This is a genomic window from Pseudoxanthomonas sp., from assembly GCF_035999195.1.
Lineage (GTDB): Bacteria > Pseudomonadota > Gammaproteobacteria > Xanthomonadales > Xanthomonadaceae > Pseudoxanthomonas_A.
The window spans coordinates 413,707-434,772 of the sequence record NZ_DASYGY010000007.1 but is presented as its reverse complement, the minus strand read 5'-3'; the positions used below and the strand labels follow the sequence as shown (position 1 = coordinate 434,772).

The window sequence follows — 21,066 nt, the reverse complement described above, 5'->3', positions numbered from 1 at the left end:
GCGGAGCGGGGCAGCATGGCCGCCATCCCATCCGGAGCACCGTCATGCCCTACGCACACAGCCTTGCCCTGGCGCTGGCCATCGCCAGCGGCTCCGCCCACGCGATGAACGACGCGGCGCTCGCCGACCTCGTCGGCCAGCGACTGCATGGCGACCGCACCGGCGCCTGCATGGCGGTGGCCGTGATCGAAAACGGCACCGTCGCCCGCACCTTCCAGTGCGCGGACCCGAACGAGGCCGCACGCATCGGCCCGGACAGCGCGTTCGAGATCGGCTCGGTCAGCAAGACCATGACGGCCGCGTTGCTGGCCGACCTGATCCAGCAGGGCAAGGGGTCGCTCGACGATCCGCTGTCGGCCTGGTTGCCGCCCGGCACGAAGCTGCCGGACTACCAGGGCAGACCGATCCTGTTGCGGCATGTCGTCACGCATACCTCCGGCCTGCCGGCGTTGCCGTCGCGCATGGGTGCGCCGGACATGGCCGATCCGTACGCAAGGCTCGACGAAGCCACGCTGCTCGCCTCGCTCGGCGACGTCACGCTCGACGCCGCGCCCGGCACCGCGTTCGAGTACTCCAACTTCGCTTCGATGGTGCTGTCGTACGCCATCGCGCGGCGAGCGGGCACCGACCTGGAGACGCTGCTGAAGCAGCGCCTGTTCGCACCGCTCGGCATGCGGCACGCCTATCTCGATGCCGCACCGGCCGGCGTCCGCGCCGCAGTGGGTCACACACCGGACAGGCGGCCGGCATCCGCCTGGCACTTTCCGACCGACCTCGCCGGCGTGGGCGGCGTGCGCGCGACCCTCGACGACATGGTGCGTTACGTGCAGGGCCAGCTCGGCGTGCGGGCGACGGCGATTTCCCCGGCCCTGCAGGCCTCGCAGCAGAAGCTGTCCCATGCGCCGCCGATGACGATGAACTGGATGCTGATGCCGGTGGGCGACCGCATGGTGCACGTCCATGAGGGCGGCACCGGCGGCTTCTCGTCGTTCGTGTCGTTCGACAAGGAAATGCAGCGCGGCGTGGTGATCCTGTCGGATACCACGTGGAACTCGATCGGAAGCCTCGGCTCGCTGGGCCTGCATCTGGTCGACGCCCGCTTTCCGCTCGGCCAGCCGCGCCGCGAGACCAGGCCGGAGGCGGCGTTGCTCGACGGCCTGGTGGGCGAGTACCGGCTCGCCAGCGGCATGAAGATGACGTTGCGCCGCCACGGCGATGCGCTGGAGATCGTCCCGGCGGGTCAGGGGGCGTACGTGATGGGTTACGACACTGCCGGCGATTTCTATCCGCGTGGGTTCGACGCCGTGCTGCGACCGCAGCGCACGGCGGCCGGCACCTCGTTCGTGTGGATGCAGATGGGGGCCGCGCTGCCGGCCACCCGCATCGATGCCACCTCCGGCAAGACCGCACCCGAGATCGATGCCGCCACGTTGCGCGGCTACGAGGGCGAGTATCCGCTCGTGCCGGGCTTCGCGCTCAGCGTGAAGGCGCAGGGCGGGACGCTGACCATCCAGGGCACGGGCCAACCCGCCTTGCCGGTGCAGGCGGTCGAGCCGGATGTCTTCGTCATGGACGCGGTGGGCGCGGAAATCCGCTTCGAGCGCGATGCGGCCGGCAACGTCGTGGCGCTGACCCTGAAGCAGGCGGGCCAGCAGCTGCGCGGGGAAAGGAAGTGAGCATGGAGCGAACCTATCCGCTTCGGCAGAAGCTGCCCGCCGAGGTGCTGGTCGGCGGCAACGCGGTATGGAGCCGTTACCGCCAGTACCCCGTGTTCGGCCTGCGCTGGCTGCTCGGGCGCAGCCTGCTGTTCTGCAGCGTGATCGCGGTCGTCGCCGCGTTCATCGGCGCGGGCACCGGTGTGGCGATGCAGGACCCCGGCATCGCGGTGCGGGTCGGTGTGACCCAGTTCGTCGCCTTCAGCCTGATGGCCACGCTGGGTCCGGCGCTGGCCACGGCAGTACGCCATCGCGGTCTGCCGCTGGCGTGGGAACGCAAGGCGGTGGTGGTCGCAGTGCTGTCCGGCATGGTGCTCAGCTTCTTCATCGATCGCGTGGCATCGTCCTACATCGATCAGCTGGTCAGGCCGGGACTCGCGGCGGCCGGCCTCGCGGTGAAACCTCCCGTCCTGTCGCCCGTCGTGAAGGCGGTGGGGCTGGCGATCAACGTGGCGGCGCTGGTGGTGATCTATGGCCTGTTCGGCGGCGGACTCGCCCTGCGCGCCTATTTCAGCGAGCACCGCCGCTGGGACGAGCACCGTCATGTCCGCGAACTGAGTGCGCTCGAAACCCGCGTGCACGACGCCGACCTGCGCCTGGGCGTGCTGCAGGCGCAGGTGGAGCCGCACTTCCTGTTCAACACGCTGGCGTCGGTGCGCGCCCTGGTGCGGCAGGACCCGGCGCAGGCGGAAGCGACCCTCGACGCGCTGGTCGACTTCCTGCGCGCCACGATTCCCAAGTTCCGCGATGACCGTGGCCTGCATGCGACGCTGGGCCAGCAGCTCGATCTCTGCGCGAGCTACCTGGCGCTCATGCAGATACGCATGGGCGGCCGGCTGGCGTATGCGGTGCAGGCCGACGAGGCATTGCGCGCCCTGCCGTTCCCGCCGTCGCTGCTGATCACGCTCGTCGAGAACGCCATCAAGCACGGCATCGAACCGCGGCCCGGACCCGGGCGCATCGAGGTGACGGCCGAACAGGACGGCGACAGGTTGCATGTGCGCGTCAGCGACGACGGGGCCGGCCTGCGCACGGGACCGAGTACCGGGGTCGGCCTTGCGAACGTGCGCGAACAGTTGGCGGCGCGCTACGGAAACCGGGCGAGGTTCTCGCTGGCCACGCGCCCGGACGGTCGCGGTGTCTGCGCCGAGATCGTCGTGCCGTCGGGTGTGCCCGCATGAATCCCGTCACCGCGCTGATCGCCGAAGACGAAGCCCCGCAGCGGCGCGCCCTGCAGCAGCAGTTGCGCGCCGCGTGGCCGGCGCTGGACGTGGTGGCGGTCTGCGAGGACGGCGTGTCCGCACTGGACGCGGTCGCGCGGCACCGGCCGCGGGTGGCCTTCCTCGACATCCGCATGCCGGGCGTGAGCGGACTGGACGTGGCGCGCCAGGTCGTCGCGCACGGTGGCCTGGTCGTGTTCACCACGGCCTACGAGGACTACGCGATCCGCGCCTTCGAGGCCGGCGCCGCGGATTACCTGCTCAAGCCGGTGCAGGATGCACGCCTGGAACAGGCGGTGGCACGCGTGCAGGAGCGGCTCGCCGAGGCGCGCACGCCGGACCTGCGCGCCCTGATCGACGACCTGGAGGCGCGCCTGCGCCCGCAGGGCGACCGCCTGATCCGCTGGATCACCGCCAGTGTCGGCGACAGCGTGCGCATGATTCCGATCGACGAGGTGCTGTTCTTCCAGGCGCAGGACAAGTACGTGCGCGTGGTGACCGCCGCCGACGAGGCCATCATCCGCATGCCGTTGAAGGACCTGCTGTGCGGACTGGACCCGGACGTGTTCTGGCAGGTGCACCGCGGCGTACTGGTCCGCGTGCAGGCGATCGACCGCGTGCGCAAGGACGAACTCGGCCGCCACCAGCTGAGCGTCAAGGGGCGCGACGATGTGCTGCCGGTCAGTGCGGCGTTCCAGCAGCGTTTCCGTGGCATGTAGCGGCATCAGCCGAACAGGTCGTCCGCCTTCGGCAGCGCCCCTTCGAGCTGCAGCAGGAACTGCTTGGTCGGCAGGCCGCCGCCGAAGCCGGTCAGCGATCCATCCGCGCCTATCACGCGATGGCAGGGCAGCACGATCGGCAGCGGGTTGCGTCCGTTCGCCGCGCCGACCGCGCGCATCGCAGTCGGTCTGCCGACACGCTGCGCGAGTTGCGCATAGCTGATCGTTTCGCCGTAGCCGATGCCGGCCAGCGTCCTCCATACCATGCGCTGGAAATCGGTGCCGCGCGGGGCCAAGGGAAGATCGAATGCGCGTCGTTCCGCGGCGAAGTATTCGTCGAGCTGGCGCGCGGCGCGATCGAGCAGCGCGTGGTCGCCCTCCTGCCACGCATCGCGCGACGCAGCATGGCGATTGCGCGGGAATTCGATCGCGTGCAGGCCTGCATCGGTTGCGGCGATGGTGAGAATGCCGACCGGGCTGTCGAGGTGGCGGTAGAAGATCATGGATGGAATTAGCTGTAGGAGCGACGTCAGTCGCGACCGCATGAATGAAATGTCCTTGTCGAATGAACTGCCCCGGTCGCGACTCACGTCGCTCCTACAACCGCCGGGGATCTGCTCGCCGCCATGCTGTCCTTCCAGACATGGATCACCGCGTACGCCCGCCAAGGTCGCCATGCTTCCGCGCGCGCGGTCAACGCCTTCGCGGTCATGCGCGTGCCATCGGTCGGCACGGCTTTCTGCAGCACCAGGTCGTCGGCGGGGAAGGCATCCGGATGGCCGAGCGCGCGCATGGCCATGTAATGCGCCGTCCACGGGCCGATGCCGGGCAGGGCCACCCACCGTGCGGTGAACGCCTCCAGCGTGCGTTCCGGATGGAAGTCGACGCGGCCATCCAGCAATGCGCGCGACAGTCCGCGGATGGTGTCTGCGCGGGCGCGCGTCAGGCCCAGCGCGGTCAGGTCGACGTCGACCAGCGCCTCCGGCGTGGGGAACAGGTGCGTCAGTCCGCCGAACGCCTGCGACAGCGGCGTGCCGTGCCGTTGCGCCAAGCGCGCGGTCAGCGTGCGCGCCGCCGCCACGCTGACCTGCTGGCCGATCACCGCGCGCACCGCGATCTCGAAACCGTCCCAGCCGCTCGGCAGCCGCAGCCCGGGGCGGGCGTCCAGCAGCGGGCGCAGGCGCGCGTCGTGGCCCAGTGCCTGTGCGATGACCAGCGGATCCGCATCCAGGTCGAACATGCGGCGCAGGCGTTGCACGATGCCCAGCAACTGCGCCGGCGCCGCGCCGTGCAGTTCCAGCCGCAACGCATGCGCACCGTCGCCCCACGCGCTGACGCGCAACCAGCCGGGTGCTTCGGTCGTGCCGATCACGCGCCGGTAGCTGCGCTCGTCCACCACTTCCACGCCGGGCAACGCACGCCCGCGCAGGAAATCCAGCATCGCGGCCAGGTCATACGGCGGACGGTAGCCCAGCCTCAGCGTGACGCCGTCGTTCGCGGGGGGCATGTCGCGCCTGCGCAGGTCGCGCGGCGCCATGCGGTACTCCTCGCGGAACGCGGTGTTGAAGCGGGTCAGGCTGCCGAAGCCGGCCGCCAGCGCGACCTGCGTGATGGGCAGCGTCGTCTCGGTCAGCAACTGCTTGGCGAACAACAGCCGGCGCGTGCCATGCACTTGGTTCGGCGTCGCGCCCAGGCGGTCGCTGAAGAGCCGGCGCAGCTGCCGTTCGCCCAGCCCCACCTTGTCCGCCAGCGTCGCGAGGGGGGCATCGACCAGTGCGCCCTGTTCGATCAGCTTCAGGGCACGGGCCACCGTGTCGTCGCCGCGGCGCCACGCACCGTCGCCCGGCGCCAGTTCCGGCCGGCAGCGCAGGCAGGGGCGGAAACCCGCGGCTTCGGCCGCCGCGGCATGGCGGTAATAGACGATGTTCGACGGCTTCGGCGCGGGGGCCGGACAGACCGGCCGGCAATAGATGCGCGTACTGGTGACGGCGGTGAAGAACAGGCCGTCGAAGCGCGCATCGCGGCTCAGTCGCGCCTGTTCGCAGACGCGCGGATCGGGCAGGGCGGTGGTGTCGGCCAGGGACATGCACGCAGGCTAGCACCGGTCCCGTGCGCCGACTCGCCGTTTCCGGACATCAATGCACGGTGTCTGCCCGTGGCGTCAGCGCCGGCGCGAACGTGTCCAGCGTGCCGTCGTTCGGTGCAGCAGGGATGCGCAGCAGATGGGCCAGCAGCGGATAGACGTCGACGTTGTCGAAGGCGGGCAGCTGCGTGCCGCCCACGAAATCCGGGCCCGAGGCGACGAAGAACGCACGCATCTGCGGATCCTCCGGCGCAAAGCCATGCTCACCCTTGAGGGCCTGCTTCGGCAGGGGATGCCGGCGCAGCTGCAGGCGCCAACCGGTGTCGGACTGGCAGACGATGGGCGCTACGCGCGGGCTGCGGCCGTAATGCCAGGCGGGCGGCAGGGCGTCGCGGTTCCAGCAGGCGTAGTGGTCGTGGCGGCCGACCAGGCGTCGTGCCACCTCGGCTTCGTGCCCGCTGCGCGGCGTGATGTGGGCCACCGGTCCCAGCGACGCCCACGAGAACATCGCCTCGGGCACCACATCGTCGAGATACGCCGTGTCGGACGTGCGCACATCGGCCATGCCGTGGTCGGACAGCACCACCAGGTTGGTGGTGGCCCGCAGCCCGCGCGCGTCCAGCCCGTGCAGCAACGTGGCGAGCGCGGCGTCGATCTGCTGCATGGCCTCGCTGGCCTGCGGCGAGAACGTGCCGGCGGCATGCGCGGCCACGTCGTACTGCTCCAGGTACAGGGTGATGAAGCGCGGCCGTTCCGTCGGCGGCAGGTCCAGCCAGGCCAGCACTTCGGCCACGCGCTGCGAGGGGGTGATGGCGGCATTGAACGCACGCCAGTGGTCCGGTCGCCTGCCGGCGATTTCAGCCTCGGAGCCGGGCCAGAACATGGTCGCGGTCTTCAGGCCGGCGCGCTGCGCGCCCACCCAGATCGGCTCGCCACCCCAGAAGCGACCATCGCGCCCGGAGGCCTTCTTCGACTCGAACCGGCCGAGCTGCGGGTCCTGCAGGTCGTTGTGGACGATGCCGTGCCGGTCGGGACGCAGTCCGGTCACCAGCGTGTAGTGATTCGGGAACGTCAGCGTGGGATAGGACGGATTGACCCAGGCCGCACGCGCGCCCTGCGCGAACAGCGCATCGAGCGTCGGCATGCGTCCACTGCCCGGGATGTCGGCGCGCAGGCCGTCGATCGAGACCAGCAGCAGGGTGGGTGCATCGGCGGCGGCAGTGACGGCATCGGGACGCCGCGCGGGAGAACTGCAGGCGACCAGGCACAGCAGCATCGCCAGCCAGGCCCCCCTGACGAGTGGCAGGTGCATGGGGTACGGAATCGCTCTAGAACGACGACAGCTTGGCAGACTCCGGGACAATCCGCATGACAGCCGCCGTCCGACGTTCGTCGTTGCTCCTCCTCTGGCTGTTGGCCGGCAGCCTGCAGGCCGCGCCGGCGCAGACGCAGCACCAGGCCGAATGCGAGGTCTGGCAGCGTGAACTGAGCTTCGCCCGCTCGGTCGCCGACCACGACGCGGCCGCCTTCGCCGAGCACCTGCATCCGCAGGCGGTGTTCGGCGTCAGCGGCAAGCCCGCGCGCGGACGCGAGGCGATCACCCGCGAGTGGGCCAGCCTGATCGACGGCTCCGCCCTGATCCTGCGCTGGTACCCGGCCGTGGTGACGCTGGGTGGCGACGGCCGCACGGCCTATTCCAGCGGTCCGGCGCTGTACGAGGATCCGAAGACCGGAGCGGCCCGGCTCGGCCGCTTCGGCTCGGTGTGGCAACGCGGCGACGACGGCGTCTGGCGCGTGCTGTTGGACGACGGCATCACGCCGCAGCCGGCCGACGCTGCCGCAGTGGGGCGCTTCCACGACGGGTATCGCGCCGCCTGCCCGGACGCCTGAGTTCGGCCTGAACGCAGGCGGTGGCGGGGGTGCGAGGCGGCCGAGGGAGGCGTATCGTCAAGTCACTTTCCGCCCGGGAGTCGCCCATGAAACGCATGCCTACGTTCGTGATCCTTGCCGCCGCCCTCTTTGCGGCCACCGCCCATGCCCAGGCTCCCGCGGAACCGGCAGCCACCCCGGCGCCTGCGTCGCAGTCCGTCGCGGGCACCGAGGACCGTCCGGCGGCGGAGGGCGAGAAGAAGCGCCTGTCCGACACGAACTGCGTGCGCGAGACAGGAAGCCGCATCGCCAGGCGCGACGGCACGTCGCGTTGCACCGGTCAGCCCGGCCGCTCGTACACCAAGGAAGACCTCGACCGTACCGGCCACACCAACATCGGCGACGCCTTGCGCGCGCTGGATCCCGCGGTCTACTGATCCGCAGCACTACGCCCGACGGCCGCACGCGGCGGCGCCGGGCACTCAGCAGCCGTCCGCATGCCCTGCCGCGTACGCCAGACCGCGACGGAGCTGCGCGATGAAGTTCGCATCGTCGTATACCGTTGCCTCGTGACCCAGTCCGGTGTACCAGCTGCGGCCCCCGTCGAAGGCATGGCACCACGCGATCGGGTGATCGACGCCCATCTCGCCGCCTGCGTATTCGCGTTCATCTACCGTGGCGATGACGCGTACCTGCGGCCGCGGATTCGCACGGTAGTTGTACAGCTCGTCGGTGACCGTCCAGCGCTCGCCCGCCGGCGTGGCGTCGCGTTCGGGCTGCACGTGCGTGGACTGCAGCCCCGGCGGATGGTTCTTGAAGTAGGCGCCGACCAGCTGGCCGTACCACGGCCAGTCGTATTCGGTATCCGCCGCCGCGTGGATGCCGAGGAAGCCGCCGCCGTTGCGCACGAACGTTTCCATCGCCGCCTGCTGGCGGTTGTCCAACACGTCGCCGGTGGTGCTGGCGAACACCACCACGCGGTAGCGCGCCAGATTGGCGGCGGTGAACGCCTGCGCGTCTTCGGTGTGGTCTGCCACCATGCCGGCGTCGGCCGCCAGCGCTTTCAGCGTCGCCACGGCGGTGGGAATGGCGTCGTGGCGGAAGCCGGCGGTCTTGGTGAAGACCAGGACGCGATCCGGTGGCGCCGCGAAGGTCGGCGTCACGGCCATCAGGAGGGCCGCAAGCAGGCCGGTGGACAGGATACGAAACAGGTTCATCGCCTGATGATGCCACGCCGCCCGTCGCGCACTGCAGCATCGCCCCGGCTCGCACCTGACTGCCGCCGCCGTCGATAATGGCGCCACATCTGCATCTGGAATCCGCCATGTCCGATCCCCGCCACGACCCGTCCCGCGTCATCCGCGCCCCGCGCGGCGCCACGCTCACCTGCAAGTCCTGGCTTAGTGAGGCGCCGTACCGGATGCTGCAGAACAACCTGGATGCCGAGGTCGCGGAAGATCCGACCTCGCTGGTGGTCTACGGCGGCATCGGCCGCGCCGCGCGCGACTGGGCCTGCTACGACGCCATCCTGACGTCGCTGCGCGAACTCGACGACAACGAGACGCTGCTGGTGCAGTCCGGCAAGCCGGTCGGCGTGTTTCCCACGCACCCCGATGCACCACGCGTGCTGATCGCCAATTCCAATCTGGTGCCGCACTGGGCCACGTGGGAACACTTCAACGAACTCGACCGCAAGGGCCTGATGATGTACGGCCAGATGACCGCCGGTTCGTGGATCTACATCGGCAGCCAGGGCATCGTGCAGGGCACCTACGAAACCTTCGTCGAGATGGGGCGCCAGCACTACGGCGGCGACCTGACCGGCAAGTGGATCCTCACCGCCGGTCTGGGCGGCATGGGCGGCGCGCAGCCGCTGGCCGCGGCGCTGGCCGGCGCCAGTTCGCTCAACATCGAATGCCGCCAGTCCAGCATCGACATGCGCCTGCGCACGCGCTACGTGGACGAACAGGCCACCGACCTCGACGACGCGCTCGCGCGCATCGCCAAGTACACCGCCGCCGGCGAGGCGAAGTCCATCGCGCTGCTCGGCAATGCCGCGGAAATCCTGCCGGAACTGGTCAAGCGCGGCGTGCGTCCGGATGCGGTCACCGACCAGACCAGCGCGCACGATCCGGTGCACGGCTACCTGCCGATCGGCTGGACGGTGGCGCAGTGGCTGGCCGAACAGAGGGTCGAACCCGAGCGCGTGCGCGACGCCGCCAAGCAATCCATGCGCGTGCACGTAGAAGCGATGCTCGCGTTCCAGCGGATGGGCGTGCCGACGTTCGACTACGGCAACAACATCCGCCAGATGGCGTTCGACCAGGGCCTGAAGAACGCGTTCGACTTCCCCGGTTTCGTGCCCGCCTACGTGCGTCCGCTGTTCTGCCGCGGCGTGGGCCCGTTCCGCTGGGTCGCGCTGAGCGGCGATCCCGAGGACATCTACAGGACCGATGCCAAGGTCAAGGAACTGATTCCCGACGACGCGCACCTGCACCGTTGGCTGGACATGGCGCGCGAGCGCATCAGCTTCCAGGGCCTGCCGGCGCGCATCTGCTGGGTCGGCCTGGGCCTGCGCCACAAACTCGGCCTGGCGTTCAACGAGATGGTCCGCAACGGCGAACTGAAGGCGCCGGTGGTGATCGGCCGCGATCATCTGGACAGCGGCAGCGTGGCCTCGCCCAACCGCGAGACCGAAGCGATGAAGGACGGCAGCGATGCCGTCAGCGACTGGCCGCTGTTGAACGCGATGTTGAACGTCGCCGGCGGCGCCACCTGGGTGTCGCTGCACCACGGCGGCGGCGTAGGCATGGGCTATTCGCAGCACTCCGGCGTGGTCATCGTCTGCGATGGCACCGAAGAAGCGGACAAGCGCATCGCCCGCGTGTTGTGGAATGACCCCGGCACCGGCGTGATGCGCCATGCCGACGCCGGCTACGACATCGCCGTGCAGTGCGCGAAGGAGCAGGGGTTGAAGCTGCCGATGGTGTGAGCCACCGACCCGTAGACCTGTAGCCCGGTTAGAGCGAAGCGAAAACCGGGGCCCTGGCCGTTTACGTATCGGGATAGCCGGGGATCGCGCATCCCCGGGTTTCGCCTTCGGCTCTACCCGGGCTACGGTGCAGGTACCGACAGGTCCGGAATCCCGACATCGAGACGAGGTATCGGCCGATATCGCGGATCGCGGAGGCGCGCCAGGCTGTCGGCATGGTCGACTATCGCCGATACCGCGTCCCGGGAGGGACGTTCTTCTTCACCCACATGCTGGCCGACCGCACGGCCACCATGCTGGTCGATCATGTCGGCGAACTGCGGGCCGCCATGCGCGTTGTGCGCGAGCGCCATCCTTTTTCGTTGCTCGCCATCGTCATCCTCCCGGATCACCTTCATGCCGTCATGCGGCTGCCTGCTGGCGACGACCGCTACTCGATGCGCTGGAGATTGATCAAGCGTGAATTCACCGTACGTCTGCGCGACAAGGGTGTCGCGTTACCGTCGCGCGGCGACGGCGAGCGCAGCCCGTGGGCGCGGCGTTTCTGGGAGTCGACCCTCCGCGATGCGGACAGTCTGGCGCGTCGCATCGACTACGTGCACTTCAATCCGGTCAAGCACGGATACGTCACGCGCGTGGCGGCCTGGCCACACTCGTCGTTCCACGCATTCGTGGCGCGGGGGGTGTTGCCGATCGACTGGGCAGGTGGCCGCGAAGGAGCGCCGGCGCCAAGCGGCGATTAGAACGGTCGTGGTCGGGCGTGATGCGCGGAAAGATATCGCCGTCGTAGCCCGGTTAGAGCGAAGCGAAAACCGGGGCTCCTAACGTCGAAGCACCACGGTGGCCGGGTGATCGCGCACCCCCGGGTTTCGCCGTTGGCTCTACCCGGGCTACGGGTGGGGCAATGCGGCCGCGCCGCCGGGTTTCGCGACCACGCGGTTTCTCTGCGTCGGCTCAGCCTACGCTGGCAGGCACCGGCGTGTTGAGCAGTTGCTGCTCCCACAGATAGGCGATGCCGCTGCCGGCGGCGTGCTGCTTCAGGATCTCCGTCAGCTGCCCCGCGTGCGCGGTGCGTGCCCAGTCGCGCTGCCATTCGGCGCCCAGCGCCATCCACGTCATCATGTTGGCGCCTGCCGCGATCATGCGCTGGATCGCGACCTGATGCGCTTCGACCGAGACTGCGCCGCAGGCGTCGGTGATCACGGTGACGTCCCAGCCTTCGCCCAGTGCCTGGATCGTCGGCATCGCCACGCACACCTCCGTCCACAGGCCGGCGATGATCAGCTGCTTGCGTCCGGTCGCCTTCACGACGTCCACCACCTTCGGGTCTTCCCAGGTGTTGATGAGAGTCCGGTCAATCACCTCCTGGTCCGGGAACACATCGGTGATCTGCGGGAAGATCAGCCCGCCACGCTCGGCGATCACGCTGGTCAGGATGGTCGGCACCTCGAAGGCCTTGCCCAGTTTCGCCAATGCCGTCGCCGCGTTGACCACCGCCTGCGGGTCGTGGCTGTTGAGGTTGGTCAGCTGGTAGGGCTGGTGGTCGATCAGGACGAGTACGGAGTCTTCGGGGCGAAGCAGGGACGCCAGGCCGTTACGGAAGGTCATCGATGTTTCCTTTGCGGGGAGGGGAGGGCTTGAACACGGGCACACCGGGCGGTGCATCTCGGCAAGGCCACCTTGTCATCCGATGGAAGACGGCGGTAGCGCCGGGCTGTGCCACGCTGTGTCGCGGAACGGGGAACGCAGGCTTCATCCGCTCTGTGTCACGCTACGTCGCGCAAACGGGAACGCCATCGTGGATATCGACGAGTTGCGGACATTCGTGGAGGTCGCCGATGCCGGCGGGGTTTCGCCTGCGGCGCGCAGGCTGGGCGTCTCCAAGTCGATCGTCAGTCGGCGACTGGGTCGGCTGGAGGCGGAACTCGGCGTCCAGCTGCTGGCGCGCAACACCCGCGGTGCGACGCTGACCGAGGCCGGCGCTACGTTGCGCGACCATGCCGCCCGCGCCTGTGCCGAGATCGATCTGGCCAGGGAGGCGATCCTGCCCACCGACGACCTGCGCGGCCGGCTGCGGATCTCCGTGCCGCTGTCCTTCGGTCCGACGCATTTCGCACCGGTGCTCGCGCAGATGGCCAAGCGCCATCCTCAATTGCATATCCACACGGTCTACAGCGATCGCTTCGTCGACCTGATCGCGGAAGGCTTCGATTGCGCGATCCGGCTTGGCTATCTGCAGGACTCCAGCCTGCTGGCGCGGCGGGTGGGACCGATCCATGGCGCCCTCGTCGCCAGCCCCGACTACATCGAGGCACACGGCGCCCCGGAAACGCTCCCGGACCTGCTGGCGCACGAGGCGGTCATGCAGGGGACGGAATCCTGGCGGCTGATGGACGGCGAGCAGGTCGTCAGCGTGCATCCGCGCGGCCGGTTCAAGGCCGACAACGGCACCGCACTGGTGGCGGCGGCGCTGGCGGGCTTGGGCATCGCGATGCTGCCGGATGGCCTGATCCACGAGCACGTCGCATCGGGCGCGCTCGTGCCGGTCCTGACGCGCCATGCGCCTGCGGCGGCAGGCATCTATGTGGTGCGCCCACCGGGCCAGCATCTGGCGAGGAAAGTGCGTGTACTGACGGAACTGCTGATCGAATGTTTCGAGCAGGTACCGCGCATCGTGAAGCCCGGCACCTGAGAGGCACCGACCCACAGCCTGGGGGAGTTTGCGGCGGGCGACGAGCCGGAATGTGTCATGCTGCCCGCGGTCGCGACGACCAAGGGAGTGCATGTGATGGCCAAGGGCCTGGACAAGAAGAAAGAGACGAAGAAGAAACCCGCGAAGACCCTGAAGGAAAAGCGGGCGGAGAAGGGTGAGAAGAAGGCCACGCGCGGTTTCGCGCCGACCTGATCCCTCCGGCGGAAACGCCAGTGAAACCCGGGCGAGCGTGGCGAACCCGGGAGTTCAGCGGGCCTGCCTTCGCTCAGGGCGGACCCGCACCGGTGGTAAGCCGGGCCAACTGTTCTTCCAGTTCCACCTGCCGCGAGATGTCGGTGAACACGCCGAACCAGCCGCTGGTGCCGTCCGGCATCGTTCGGCGGATCGCGCGGCTGGACACCCAGCGCCAGCGGTCGTCGAACCAGCGCAGGCGGAAACGCGTCTCGAACGTGTCGCGGACATTCACGGCGGCCAGCCACTCGGCGCGTACGCGCACGCGGTCGTCGGCATCCATGCGCGCATACCAGAGCGCCAGCCGCGCCTCCATCGGACAGCCGTCCGGCTCCTGCGGCGCCGGGCTGATGTAGTCGAGCGTGCCGTCCTCATCGCTCACCCACGCCACGTTGGGTCCGAGTTCCACCGCGCCGCGGTAGATCGCTTCGCGGGCGCGCAGTGCTTCCTCCATGCGCTTGCGGTCGGAGATGTCGATGGTGACCACGGAGACGCCGATCGGCTGCGACGTCTCGTCGGTCACGCGGGTACCGACCACCAGGAAGGTTTCCTCCCGGCCCGGAAAGCGGAACTCGATGCGGGAGATGTCGCCCCGGTCCAGGATCCGCCGCGATGCCTGCACGACCCACGCCGCGATGTCCGGGGTATAGACCTGCTCGACACGCGCATCCACGATCTCGTGCAGGGGCCGGCCCACCATGTGCGCGAACTGCGTGTTCGCCGCCGCGTAGCGCAGGTCCAGGTCCAGGAAGGCCAGGCCGACGGGGGCATTGGTATAGAGCGAGGACAACTGGTGCTGCCGCAGGTACGGCGAGAGCGGCAGCGATGCGGGCGACGCCGCGTGCACGGACGCATTGGCCAGCAGGTGCGCCACGGCATCGCCCGGCATCGGCCTGCCGGTCAGCCAGCCCTGCGCGAAATCGCAGCCAAGTTCGCGCAATACCTCTGCCTGCGCCTCGGTCTCGACCCCTTCGGCCACGACCGGCACGTGCAGGCTGTGGCCCAGGCCGATGATGGCCGAGACCACCTTGCGGCTTTCGCGGTCGCTCGACAGGCGCTGGATCAGGCTGCCATCGATCTTCAGTTCGTCGAAGCCGAACCGGCTGAGCCGCACCATGCTGGAGAATCCCGTGCCGAAATCGTCCAGCGCCACGCGGATGCCATGGGATTTCACGTAGCCGAAGGCCCGCTCGGTGGCGGGCTCGTCCTGGACCAGTTCGTCCTCGGTCATTTCGATGCAGATGCGGTCCAGCGAGAACGACGACTCGGACATCGCCTCCAGCAGCAGGCGCACCGCAGGCGCGTCCTGCAGCAGCGAAGGCGGCACGTTGAACGCCAGGCAGAAGCGGCCGGGCCACGCGCTCGCCTCGCGGCAGGCGCGGCGCACCAGGTTCAGGGTCAGCAACGGCAGCAGCGACGCCTGCAGCGCGAGGGGAATGAAGTCCTTCGGCGGCACGTCGCCGAACTCGGGATCGTGCCAGCGCGCCAACACTTCCAGGCCGTGGATGGCGCCGGTCCGCAGGCAGACGATCGGCTGGTAGGCAGGGAAGATCCTTTCGTGGCACACCGCGTCCGCGATCCGCTGGCGCAGCGCGTCGGCAGTGTGGAACGGTGGCCTCGCCATGCAGCTCCCCTGTGCAGCCTTGCAGACCTCCTGCGTCGTCGGGGTCTCTCTCCCTACCGCATCGGCTGCGGGAGACACGACTTGAGCGACTGCCGGCAGAACACCGGACGCAGCGACACCGGCACCTTAGCGCCTGCGCTCGTGCGGAGGAAGCGTGTGCTGACGTGTGGGGCCGTAAGCCGAATTACATGGTTCTGCCGGGAATTACTGCGGCACGCGGCGTAGCTTCGACACGTCGTAGCCCAACGCTTCTATCTGTTTCACCCGGGCCTGGTAGTCGGCTTCCGGGATCTGCGGCGTGCGCGCCATAAGCCACACGTAGTCGCGCTTGCTGCGGCCGACGATGGTCTGCTGGTAGTCGGCATCGACCCAGGCGATCACGTACTCGGCCTGGATCGGCCAGACGAACTGCATGTCCCACACGGCGCCACCACCGTCGGACTTGACGGTGCCGATCGGGTGCATGGTTTTCTCCGGGCCGTCCAGCGCGCCCTTGCGGAAGCGGAAGGTGGTCTGGATGCGCCCATCCGGCAACCTCTCATAGGACTCCACCGCCTTGTAGGCCTCGCGCTCCGGAAACGACGGGATGTGGGCGATGACGTACCAGTCGCCCATGAAGCGGTCCACGTCCACCGGCGCGGCGGTGGGGATGGAGGGCTTGACGTTGGAGCGGCAGGCGGACGTGGCGACCACGGCCAGCGCGAGCAACACGAAGGGCAGGGTCCGCATGTCAATGCTCCCGGGACGGACGCTGGAAACGGTAGTGGGCCACCAGCCATTCCTGGCCGTCGCGGTAGCCGAACAGTTCGGCACAGGCCATCCAGAACATGCGCCAGCGCTGGTTCCACAGCGCCGCCGCATCGCCGTAGGCCTCGCGCAGCACGGTCATCACCGCATCCCGGTGGGCGTCGTGCTGCGCCAGCCAGTGGTTGGCGGTGCGCTGGTAGTGGGTGCCGTCGAGCAGCCAGCGTTCCTGCAGTTTCAGGTGCTCCTGGAAGAACAGCAGCAGGTCGGCCGACGGCATCATCCCGCCGGTGAAGAAATGCCGGCCCATCCAGTTGTCCTCGCCCTGCGTCTCGAACGGATACATCAGGTCGCGGTGGACGAAGATGTGCACGAACAGCGCGCCGCCCGGTCGCAGCGCATCGTGGATGCGGCGCATCAGTGCGGCGTGGTTGCTGACGTGCTCGAACATCTCGACCGAGACGCAACGGTCGAAGGCCTGCGCTTCGAGCTGTAGCTGGTTGACGTCGCAGGTGATGATGCGGACGTTGCGCAGGCCCCGTTCCGCACAGCGCGCCTCGATGAACTGCCGCTGCGAGTGCGAATTGGACACCCCGGTGATGCGCGCGTTCGGGTAGCGCTCGGCCATCCACAGCGTCAGCGAGCCCCAGCCGCAGCCGAGTTCCAGGATGTCCTGGCCGTCGGCCAGCGCGGCGCGCTCGCCGTACAGCGCGAGCATCGCCTCTTCGGCCTGGTCCAGCGTCTCGTCGCCGGTCGGGTAATAGCAGCTGCTGTACTTCAGCCGTGCGCCCAGGCAGTGGCGGAAGAAGTCCGCCGGCAATTCGTAATGCTGCCGGTTGGCGGCATCGGTATGCACCGCCAGCGCGCCCTGGCGCAACGCACGCAGCCGGTGCGCCAGCAGCGCCGATTGCGCTTCCTGCCCGCCCTGGCGCTCGTCGCGCAGGCGTTGTGCGCACAGCTGGCGGATGCCGTGGCGGATCAGTGGGTCGGGCAGCAGCCCGCGTTCGGCCAGGCCGAGCAGGCCGGGAGCGGCGCGGTCGGCCGCCAGTTCGTCCACCATTGCGTTCATCGTGTCGCCTCCTTGGTGGCGGGTTTGGGAAACCAGGGGAACAGCATCGGCGTGGTGCGCTGGTACTCGCGGTACTCCTCGCCGCGCGTGCGCAGCGCCTGCGCCTCGGTATAGGGGATGCCGCTGATCCAGCGCAGGAACACGTACATCACCACCGGCCCGCACCAGGACAGCCACGCCCAGGGCGAGCCGACGGCCAGCGCGATGTAGGCGAACCAGTGCAGCCACTCGAAGAAGTAGTTGGGGTGCCGCGAATAGCGCCACAGGCTCTCGCGGCAGGTCTTGCCGCGGTTGGCCGGATCGGCACGGAAGCGCGCCAGCTGGCGGTCGGCGATGGCTTCGCCGGCCACGCTGCCGATCCAGATCGCCACGGCCAGCACGATCCATGGCCACGCCGTATCCACCGGACTGCGCGCGACGGCCGCGAAGGGCAGGGCGAACAGCACCACCAGCAGCGCCTGCGCCATGAAGAACAGGAAGAACTTGCCCTGGTGCCCGTGCCAGTGCTCGCGCAGGTAGCGGTAGCGGCCGTCTTCCGGCTCGCTGCGCACGCGGTGCCACAAGTGTAGCGCCAGTCGCGCGCCCCACAGGCCGCCGAGCACGGCCAGCGTCGCCCGCGCCTGCCACGCGCCGTCGCCCAGTACCGCCAGCAGCACCGCGCTGCCGCCGACGCAGGCCGACCACAGCACATCGACGATGCCGGCGTTCTCGCGTCGCCGCTGCCACCACCAGCCCAGCGTCATCACCGCGGCGGCCAGCACCGCGACCAGACCGAGGGAATGCAGCGCGTTCATGCGGCCTCCGGGTGGCCGGGCCGCGCCATCAACAGGTGCGACACGCCGATCGAGCGTTCCAGGAAACCGCCTTCGCAGTACGCCAGGTAGAACTCCCACAGGCGGATGAAGCGCTCGTCGAAGCCCTGCGCGCGCACCTCCGGCAGGCGGGTCATGAAGCGGCGCCGCCACGCGCGCAGCGTGTACGCGTACGACAGGCCGAAGTCCTCCTGGTGCAGCACCTGCAGGTCGCTGGCGCGCGTCTTGGCCGCGTACATGGCGCTCAGCGATGGAATGAAGCTGCCCGGGAACACGAAGCGCTTGATGTAGTCCACCGAGTCGCGCGCCTGCACGTAGCGGTGGTCCTCGATGGTGATCGCCTGCAGCAGCGCCTGGCCGCCGGGACGCAGCAGGGCGCCCAGCTTGCCGAAGAACGTGTCCAGGTACTGCGCGCCGATCGCTTCGATCATCTCGATCGACACCAGCTTGTCGTACGTGCCCTGCAGGTCGCGGTAGTCCTGCAGCAGCAGGGTGATCCGGTCCTGCAGGCCGGCGGCCGCCACGCGCTGGCTGGCCAATGCATGCTGTTCGCGCGAGATCGTGGTGGTGGTGACATGCGCGCCGTAGTGGCGCGCCGCATGCAGCGCGAAGCCGCCCCAGCCGGTGCCGATCTCGATCACGCGGTCGCCAGGCTGCAGCGCCAGCTTGCGGCAGACGGCGTCGAGCTTGCGGTACGACGCCGTATCCAGGTCGTCGTCCGGCGAAGCGAACATGGCGGACGAATACATCAGGTCCGGCGACAGGAACAGGCCGAAGAAATCGTTGCCCAGGTCGTAGTGCGCCGCGATGTTGCGCCGGCTGCCCTCCCGAGTATTGCGGCGGAGTGCGTGCCAGCTGCGCAGCGCCCAGCCCCCCAGTCGCGCGAGTCCGCCTTCCATGCCGTCGAGCAGGGCGCGGTTGCGCACCAGCAGCCGCACCAGGCCGACCAGATCGTCGCACCGCCACAGCCCCTCGATGTACGCCTCGCCCGCGCCGACGCTGCCCTGCGCGGCGACCGCGCGGTAGAACGCCGGGTCGTCGATCCACAGGTGCACGGCCGGCAGCGCGCCGTCGCCGGACTTGCCGAAGCGGTGCTCGCCCAGCGCGTCGCTCACCACCAGCACGCCATGGTCCAGCGCATCCAGGTGCGCCAGCAACCGCGAGCGCAGCAGCCGGTCCAGGGCGCCATAGGAAGGTGCTGCGGAAACGTCGACGATCTGGTTCATGGGGTCTCGGGGGCAAGGGGGGAGTGGTCGTAGACAGGCGTCCGCTTCAGCCAGAGGCGCAGCGCCTGCCAATGGATGCCGCCGATCACCTGCGCGGTCATCAACGGATAGCGCCACAGCACGCGCGCCAGCGACCTCCCGTCCAGGGGGCGCCTGAGCAGCGTCAGCGTGGCATCGAACGCGCGCTCACCGCCGCGGTCCACCCGCATGTGCACGCGCAGCGCCTCATCCGGGGTGCCGAAGCGCCAGCGGTACGCGCAGTCCATCGGCAGGAACGGCGACACATGGAACGCCTTGTCGAAGCCCCATTCCCAGCCGTCGCCGTGCGGCACGCCGTCGCGGACCGGCAGCACGTAGCTGTGTCGCTCGCGCCAGGGCGTGTTGGTGATCTCGGCCAGCACTGCCTCCAGCGTCGTGCCGTCCGGCCGGAAGCAATAGTAGAAACTCACCGGATTGAACACGTAGCCGCCGTAGCGCAGGTGCGTCAGCAGGCGAACCGGGCCCTGTGGGCGATGGCCGAGCTGGCGTTCGACGCGGTCGCGCACCGCCTCCGCCAGCGGCCGGTCGTGCGGCGCCAAGTAGTCGCGGCGACGGAATTCGGCCAGGTTGCGGCGATCCACCGACCACAGCCAGCGCCGGTCGAACACCCGGTCCAGTTCGTCCAGGTCGAGATACAGCTGCGCCATGCGGTAGCGGAACGCATGCGGCCGCGGCGCATGCCGGCGATGGCGTACCCAGCCTTCGTAGACGGCGCTGGCGAGTGGCGCGTTCACGCCGGCACCAGGGCATCTTCGTGCGCCGATGCAGTGGCGCGGGCCTCGAACGCGTCCACCAGTTCGCGCGCGCTGCGGATGCCGTCCTCGTGGAAGCCCCAGCCCCAGTAGGCGCCGGCAAACCAGGTGCGCCGCTGCCCCTGGATCTCCGCCTTGCGCTGCTGCGCCGCGACCATGGCATGGTCGTAGACGGGGTGGCGGTAGCGCATGCGGCGCAGGATGCGTGCGGGATCGATCGCCTCGCTGCGGTTGAGCGTGACCACGAACGGCTCGGGCGAGTCGATGCCCTGCAGCAGGTTCATGCAGTAGCTGACCGTGCACGGCGCGGTCGGATCGCGCGGCACGTGCGCGTTCCACGCCGCCCAGGCCTTGCGCCGGCGCGGCAGCAGGCGTGCATCGGTGTGCAGCACGGTGTCGTTCGACTGGTAGCGGATCGCGCCCAGGATGCCGCGCTCGCGCGCGTCGGCATCGTGCAGCAGCCGCAGCGCGTCGTCGCTGTGGCAGGCCATCACCACGTGGTCGAACCGTTCCGTGCCGGTCGCCGTCATCACGCCCACGCGGTCCTCGCAGCGCAGCACCGCGTGCACCGGCGTGGCGATGCGCTCCTGTACCTGCCAGCGCCGACGCAGGGCGGCGACATACGTGGCGGAGCCGCCGGTCACCACCCGCCACGGCGAGCGTTCGCCCAGCGTCAGCATGTGGTGGTTGGCCATGAACCGGACCAGGTAGCGCGCCGGAAACGCCAGGATGCCCTGCGGCGGCGACGACCATAGCGCCGACGCCATCGGCACCAGGTGCTCGTCGCGGAACATCGCCCCGTAGCCGCCCCGCTCGAGATACTCGCCCAGCGTCGGGCCGGTGGCGTCGCCCTCGAGCAGCTCGGGCGCTTCGCGGTAGAAGCGCGCCAGGTCACGCAGCATGCCCCAGAAACGCGGCGACACCAGGTTGCGGCGCTGGCAGAACAGGGTATCCAGCGAGGTCGCGTTGTATTCCATGCCGCTGCGTTCGCTGTGCACGGAGAAGCTCATCGTCGTGGGCTGCGACGCGACGCCCAGTTCGTCGAACAGCCCGCACAGCAGCGGGTAGTGATGCGGATTGAAGACGATGAAGCCGCTGTCGATCCGGTATTCGCGACCGGCCTGTTCCACCGTGTGCGTATGGGTGTGGCCGCCCAGGTAGTCGTTCGCCTCGAACAGCACCACCTCGTGCCGCTGCGACAGCCACCATGCCGAGGCCAGCCCGGCGATGCCCGATCCGATGACCGCGATACGCATGC

21 protein-coding genes are annotated in these 21,066 nt (G+C 69.2%); 9 read left to right on the top strand and 12 right to left on the bottom strand.

Annotated elements, in window-relative coordinates:
• Positions 1-44: 44 nt before the first annotated feature.
• Genes VGN58_RS06835 through VGN58_RS06825 form a run of 3 tightly spaced genes read left to right on the top strand, consistent with a single transcriptional unit; the run spans position 45 to position 3,654 of the window.
• Complete coding sequence (locus tag VGN58_RS06835; RefSeq protein ID WP_327482552.1) at positions 45-1,676, top strand: serine hydrolase; 1,632 nt, start codon at positions 45-47, stop codon at positions 1,674-1,676.
• A gap of 2 nt (positions 1,677-1,678) precedes the next feature.
• On the top strand, positions 1,679-2,896 hold the full coding sequence (locus VGN58_RS06830; protein WP_327482551.1) for a sensor histidine kinase: 1,218 nt from the start codon (positions 1,679-1,681) through the stop codon (positions 2,894-2,896).
• Positions 2,893-3,654, top strand: a complete 762-nt coding sequence (locus VGN58_RS06825) for a LytTR family DNA-binding domain-containing protein (protein ID WP_327482550.1) — start codon at positions 2,893-2,895, stop codon at positions 3,652-3,654. Before VGN58_RS06830 ends, VGN58_RS06825 begins: the two co-directional genes overlap by 4 nt.
• A 5-nt stretch (positions 3,655-3,659) precedes the next feature.
• Here the strand turns inward: VGN58_RS06825 and VGN58_RS06820 are convergent, their stop codons facing one another.
• Genes VGN58_RS06820 through VGN58_RS06810 form a run of 3 tightly spaced genes read right to left on the bottom strand, consistent with a single transcriptional unit; the run spans position 3,660 to position 7,049 of the window.
• Positions 3,660-4,199 (bottom strand): methylated-DNA--[protein]-cysteine S-methyltransferase, encoded by a 540-nt coding sequence (locus VGN58_RS06820; RefSeq protein WP_414710766.1) that lies wholly within the window; start codon positions 4,197-4,199, stop codon positions 3,660-3,662.
• A gap of 41 nt (positions 4,200-4,240) precedes the next feature.
• Positions 4,241-5,734 (bottom strand): DNA-3-methyladenine glycosylase 2 family protein, encoded by a 1,494-nt coding sequence (locus VGN58_RS06815; protein ID WP_414710765.1) that lies wholly within the window; start codon positions 5,732-5,734, stop codon positions 4,241-4,243.
• Between the two features lie 55 nt (positions 5,735-5,789).
• Positions 5,790-7,049: an ectonucleotide pyrophosphatase/phosphodiesterase gene (locus VGN58_RS06810; RefSeq protein ID WP_327482548.1), complete on the bottom strand. Its 1,260-nt coding sequence runs from the start codon at positions 7,047-7,049 to the stop codon at positions 5,790-5,792.
• 56 nt (positions 7,050-7,105) lie between these two features.
• On the opposite strand from VGN58_RS06810, the gene VGN58_RS06805 reads away from it, so the two are divergent.
• On the top strand, positions 7,106-7,627 hold the full coding sequence (locus VGN58_RS06805; RefSeq protein WP_327482547.1) for a nuclear transport factor 2 family protein: 522 nt from the start codon (positions 7,106-7,108) through the stop codon (positions 7,625-7,627).
• Positions 7,628-7,713: 86 nt separating this feature from the next.
• Positions 7,714-8,043 carry a hypothetical protein gene (locus VGN58_RS06800; RefSeq protein WP_327482546.1) on the top strand — a complete coding sequence of 110 codons (330 nt, stop codon included), beginning with the start codon at positions 7,714-7,716 and terminating at the stop codon, positions 8,041-8,043.
• 45 nt (positions 8,044-8,088) lie between these two features.
• On the opposite strand, the gene VGN58_RS06795 is transcribed toward VGN58_RS06800, so the two are convergent.
• Complete coding sequence (locus VGN58_RS06795) at positions 8,089-8,823, bottom strand: ThuA domain-containing protein (RefSeq protein WP_327482545.1); 735 nt, start codon at positions 8,821-8,823, stop codon at positions 8,089-8,091.
• Positions 8,824-8,930: 107 nt separating this feature from the next.
• Here VGN58_RS06795 and hutU point away from each other — a divergent pair, with 107 nt between their 5' ends.
• Both hutU and VGN58_RS06785 read left to right on the top strand, forming a co-directional pair.
• Positions 8,931-10,598, top strand: a complete 1,668-nt coding sequence (gene hutU / locus VGN58_RS06790) for a urocanate hydratase (RefSeq protein WP_327482544.1) — start codon at positions 8,931-8,933, stop codon at positions 10,596-10,598.
• A 215-nt stretch (positions 10,599-10,813) separates the two neighbouring features.
• Positions 10,814-11,341, top strand: a complete 528-nt coding sequence (locus VGN58_RS06785; RefSeq protein WP_327482543.1) for an REP-associated tyrosine transposase — start codon at positions 10,814-10,816, stop codon at positions 11,339-11,341.
• Between the two features lie 211 nt (positions 11,342-11,552).
• Here VGN58_RS06785 and VGN58_RS06780 read toward each other — a convergent pair whose 3' ends face one another.
• Complete coding sequence (locus VGN58_RS06780) at positions 11,553-12,206, bottom strand: hydrolase (protein WP_327482542.1); 654 nt, start codon at positions 12,204-12,206, stop codon at positions 11,553-11,555.
• 190 nt (positions 12,207-12,396) lie between these two features.
• On the opposite strand from VGN58_RS06780, the gene VGN58_RS06775 reads away from it, so the two are divergent.
• The gene (locus VGN58_RS06775; RefSeq protein WP_327482541.1) at positions 12,397-13,290 is read left to right on the top strand and encodes a LysR family transcriptional regulator; all 894 of its coding nucleotides are present in this window, start codon (positions 12,397-12,399) and stop codon (positions 13,288-13,290) included.
• Between the two features lie 57 nt (positions 13,291-13,347).
• Entirely contained in the window at positions 13,348-13,503 is a 156-nt protein-coding gene (locus VGN58_RS06770; RefSeq protein WP_327482540.1) for a hypothetical protein, read from the top strand.
• 73 nt (positions 13,504-13,576) lie between these two features.
• Here VGN58_RS06770 and VGN58_RS06765 read toward each other — a convergent pair whose 3' ends face one another.
• The 7 genes from VGN58_RS06765 to VGN58_RS06735 all read right to left on the bottom strand — a co-directional run bounded on the left by VGN58_RS06765 (position 13,577) and on the right by VGN58_RS06735 (position 21,064).
• Positions 13,577-15,166, bottom strand: a complete 1,590-nt coding sequence (locus VGN58_RS06765; protein WP_327482539.1) for a sensor domain-containing phosphodiesterase — start codon at positions 15,164-15,166, stop codon at positions 13,577-13,579.
• A 204-nt stretch (positions 15,167-15,370) separates the two neighbouring features.
• The gene (locus tag VGN58_RS06760) at positions 15,371-15,895 is read right to left on the bottom strand and encodes a lipocalin family protein (RefSeq protein ID WP_327482538.1); all 525 of its coding nucleotides are present in this window, start codon (positions 15,893-15,895) and stop codon (positions 15,371-15,373) included.
• Position 15,896: 1 nt separating this feature from the next.
• Positions 15,897-16,979: a cyclopropane-fatty-acyl-phospholipid synthase family protein gene (locus VGN58_RS06755; protein WP_327482537.1), complete on the bottom strand. Its 1,083-nt coding sequence runs from the start codon at positions 16,977-16,979 to the stop codon at positions 15,897-15,899.
• Positions 16,976-17,764 carry a DUF1295 domain-containing protein gene (locus tag VGN58_RS06750; RefSeq protein ID WP_414710764.1) on the bottom strand — a complete coding sequence of 263 codons (789 nt, stop codon included), beginning with the start codon at positions 17,762-17,764 and terminating at the stop codon, positions 16,976-16,978. The genes VGN58_RS06755 and VGN58_RS06750 overlap by 4 nt, the downstream gene beginning before the upstream one ends.
• A 5-nt stretch (positions 17,765-17,769) precedes the next feature.
• Entirely contained in the window at positions 17,770-19,017 is a 1,248-nt protein-coding gene (locus VGN58_RS06745; RefSeq protein ID WP_327482535.1) for a cyclopropane-fatty-acyl-phospholipid synthase family protein, read from the bottom strand.
• The gene (locus tag VGN58_RS06740; protein WP_327482534.1) at positions 19,014-19,790 is read right to left on the bottom strand and encodes a DUF1365 domain-containing protein; all 777 of its coding nucleotides are present in this window, start codon (positions 19,788-19,790) and stop codon (positions 19,014-19,016) included. Before VGN58_RS06740 ends, VGN58_RS06745 begins: the two co-directional genes overlap by 4 nt.
• Positions 19,787-21,064: an NAD(P)/FAD-dependent oxidoreductase gene (locus tag VGN58_RS06735; RefSeq protein ID WP_327482533.1), complete on the bottom strand. Its 1,278-nt coding sequence runs from the start codon at positions 21,062-21,064 to the stop codon at positions 19,787-19,789. Before VGN58_RS06735 ends, VGN58_RS06740 begins: the two co-directional genes overlap by 4 nt.
• Between the last annotated feature and the right edge of the window lie 2 nt (positions 21,065-21,066).

What these genes read in the sequence shown, in the direction of transcription:
- VGN58_RS06795 (WP_327482545.1), bottom strand. Translation starts at nt 8,823, where the DNA reads ATGAACCTGTTTCGTATCCTGTCCACCGGCCTGCTTGCGGCCCTCCTG.
- VGN58_RS06825 (WP_327482550.1), top strand. Translation starts at nt 2,893, where the DNA reads ATGAATCCCGTCACCGCGCTGATCGCCGAAGACGAAGCCCCGCAGCGG.
- VGN58_RS06780 (WP_327482542.1), bottom strand. Translation starts at nt 12,206, where the DNA reads ATGACCTTCCGTAACGGCCTGGCGTCCCTGCTTCGCCCCGAAGACTCC.
- VGN58_RS06810 (WP_327482548.1), bottom strand. Translation starts at nt 7,049, where the DNA reads ATGCACCTGCCACTCGTCAGGGGGGCCTGGCTGGCGATGCTGCTGTGC.
- hutU (WP_327482544.1), top strand. Translation starts at nt 8,931, where the DNA reads ATGTCCGATCCCCGCCACGACCCGTCCCGCGTCATCCGCGCCCCGCGC.
- VGN58_RS06820 (WP_414710766.1), bottom strand. Translation starts at nt 4,199, where the DNA reads ATGCGGTCGCGACTGACGTCGCTCCTACAGCTAATTCCATCCATGATC.
- VGN58_RS06760 (WP_327482538.1), bottom strand. Translation starts at nt 15,895, where the DNA reads ATGCGGACCCTGCCCTTCGTGTTGCTCGCGCTGGCCGTGGTCGCCACG.
- VGN58_RS06805 (WP_327482547.1), top strand. Translation starts at nt 7,106, where the DNA reads ATGACAGCCGCCGTCCGACGTTCGTCGTTGCTCCTCCTCTGGCTGTTG.
- VGN58_RS06745 (WP_327482535.1), bottom strand. Translation starts at nt 19,017, where the DNA reads ATGAACCAGATCGTCGACGTTTCCGCAGCACCTTCCTATGGCGCCCTG.
- VGN58_RS06785 (WP_327482543.1), top strand. Translation starts at nt 10,814, where the DNA reads ATGGTCGACTATCGCCGATACCGCGTCCCGGGAGGGACGTTCTTCTTC.
- VGN58_RS06770 (WP_327482540.1), top strand. Translation starts at nt 13,348, where the DNA reads ATGCTGCCCGCGGTCGCGACGACCAAGGGAGTGCATGTGATGGCCAAG.
- VGN58_RS06755 (WP_327482537.1), bottom strand. Translation starts at nt 16,979, where the DNA reads ATGAACGCAATGGTGGACGAACTGGCGGCCGACCGCGCCGCTCCCGGC.
- VGN58_RS06765 (WP_327482539.1), bottom strand. Translation starts at nt 15,166, where the DNA reads ATGGCGAGGCCACCGTTCCACACTGCCGACGCGCTGCGCCAGCGGATC.
- VGN58_RS06835 (WP_327482552.1), top strand. Translation starts at nt 45, where the DNA reads ATGCCCTACGCACACAGCCTTGCCCTGGCGCTGGCCATCGCCAGCGGC.
- VGN58_RS06735 (WP_327482533.1), bottom strand. Translation starts at nt 21,064, where the DNA reads ATGCGTATCGCGGTCATCGGATCGGGCATCGCCGGGCTGGCCTCGGCA.
- VGN58_RS06830 (WP_327482551.1), top strand. Translation starts at nt 1,679, where the DNA reads ATGGAGCGAACCTATCCGCTTCGGCAGAAGCTGCCCGCCGAGGTGCTG.
- VGN58_RS06800 (WP_327482546.1), top strand. Translation starts at nt 7,714, where the DNA reads ATGAAACGCATGCCTACGTTCGTGATCCTTGCCGCCGCCCTCTTTGCG.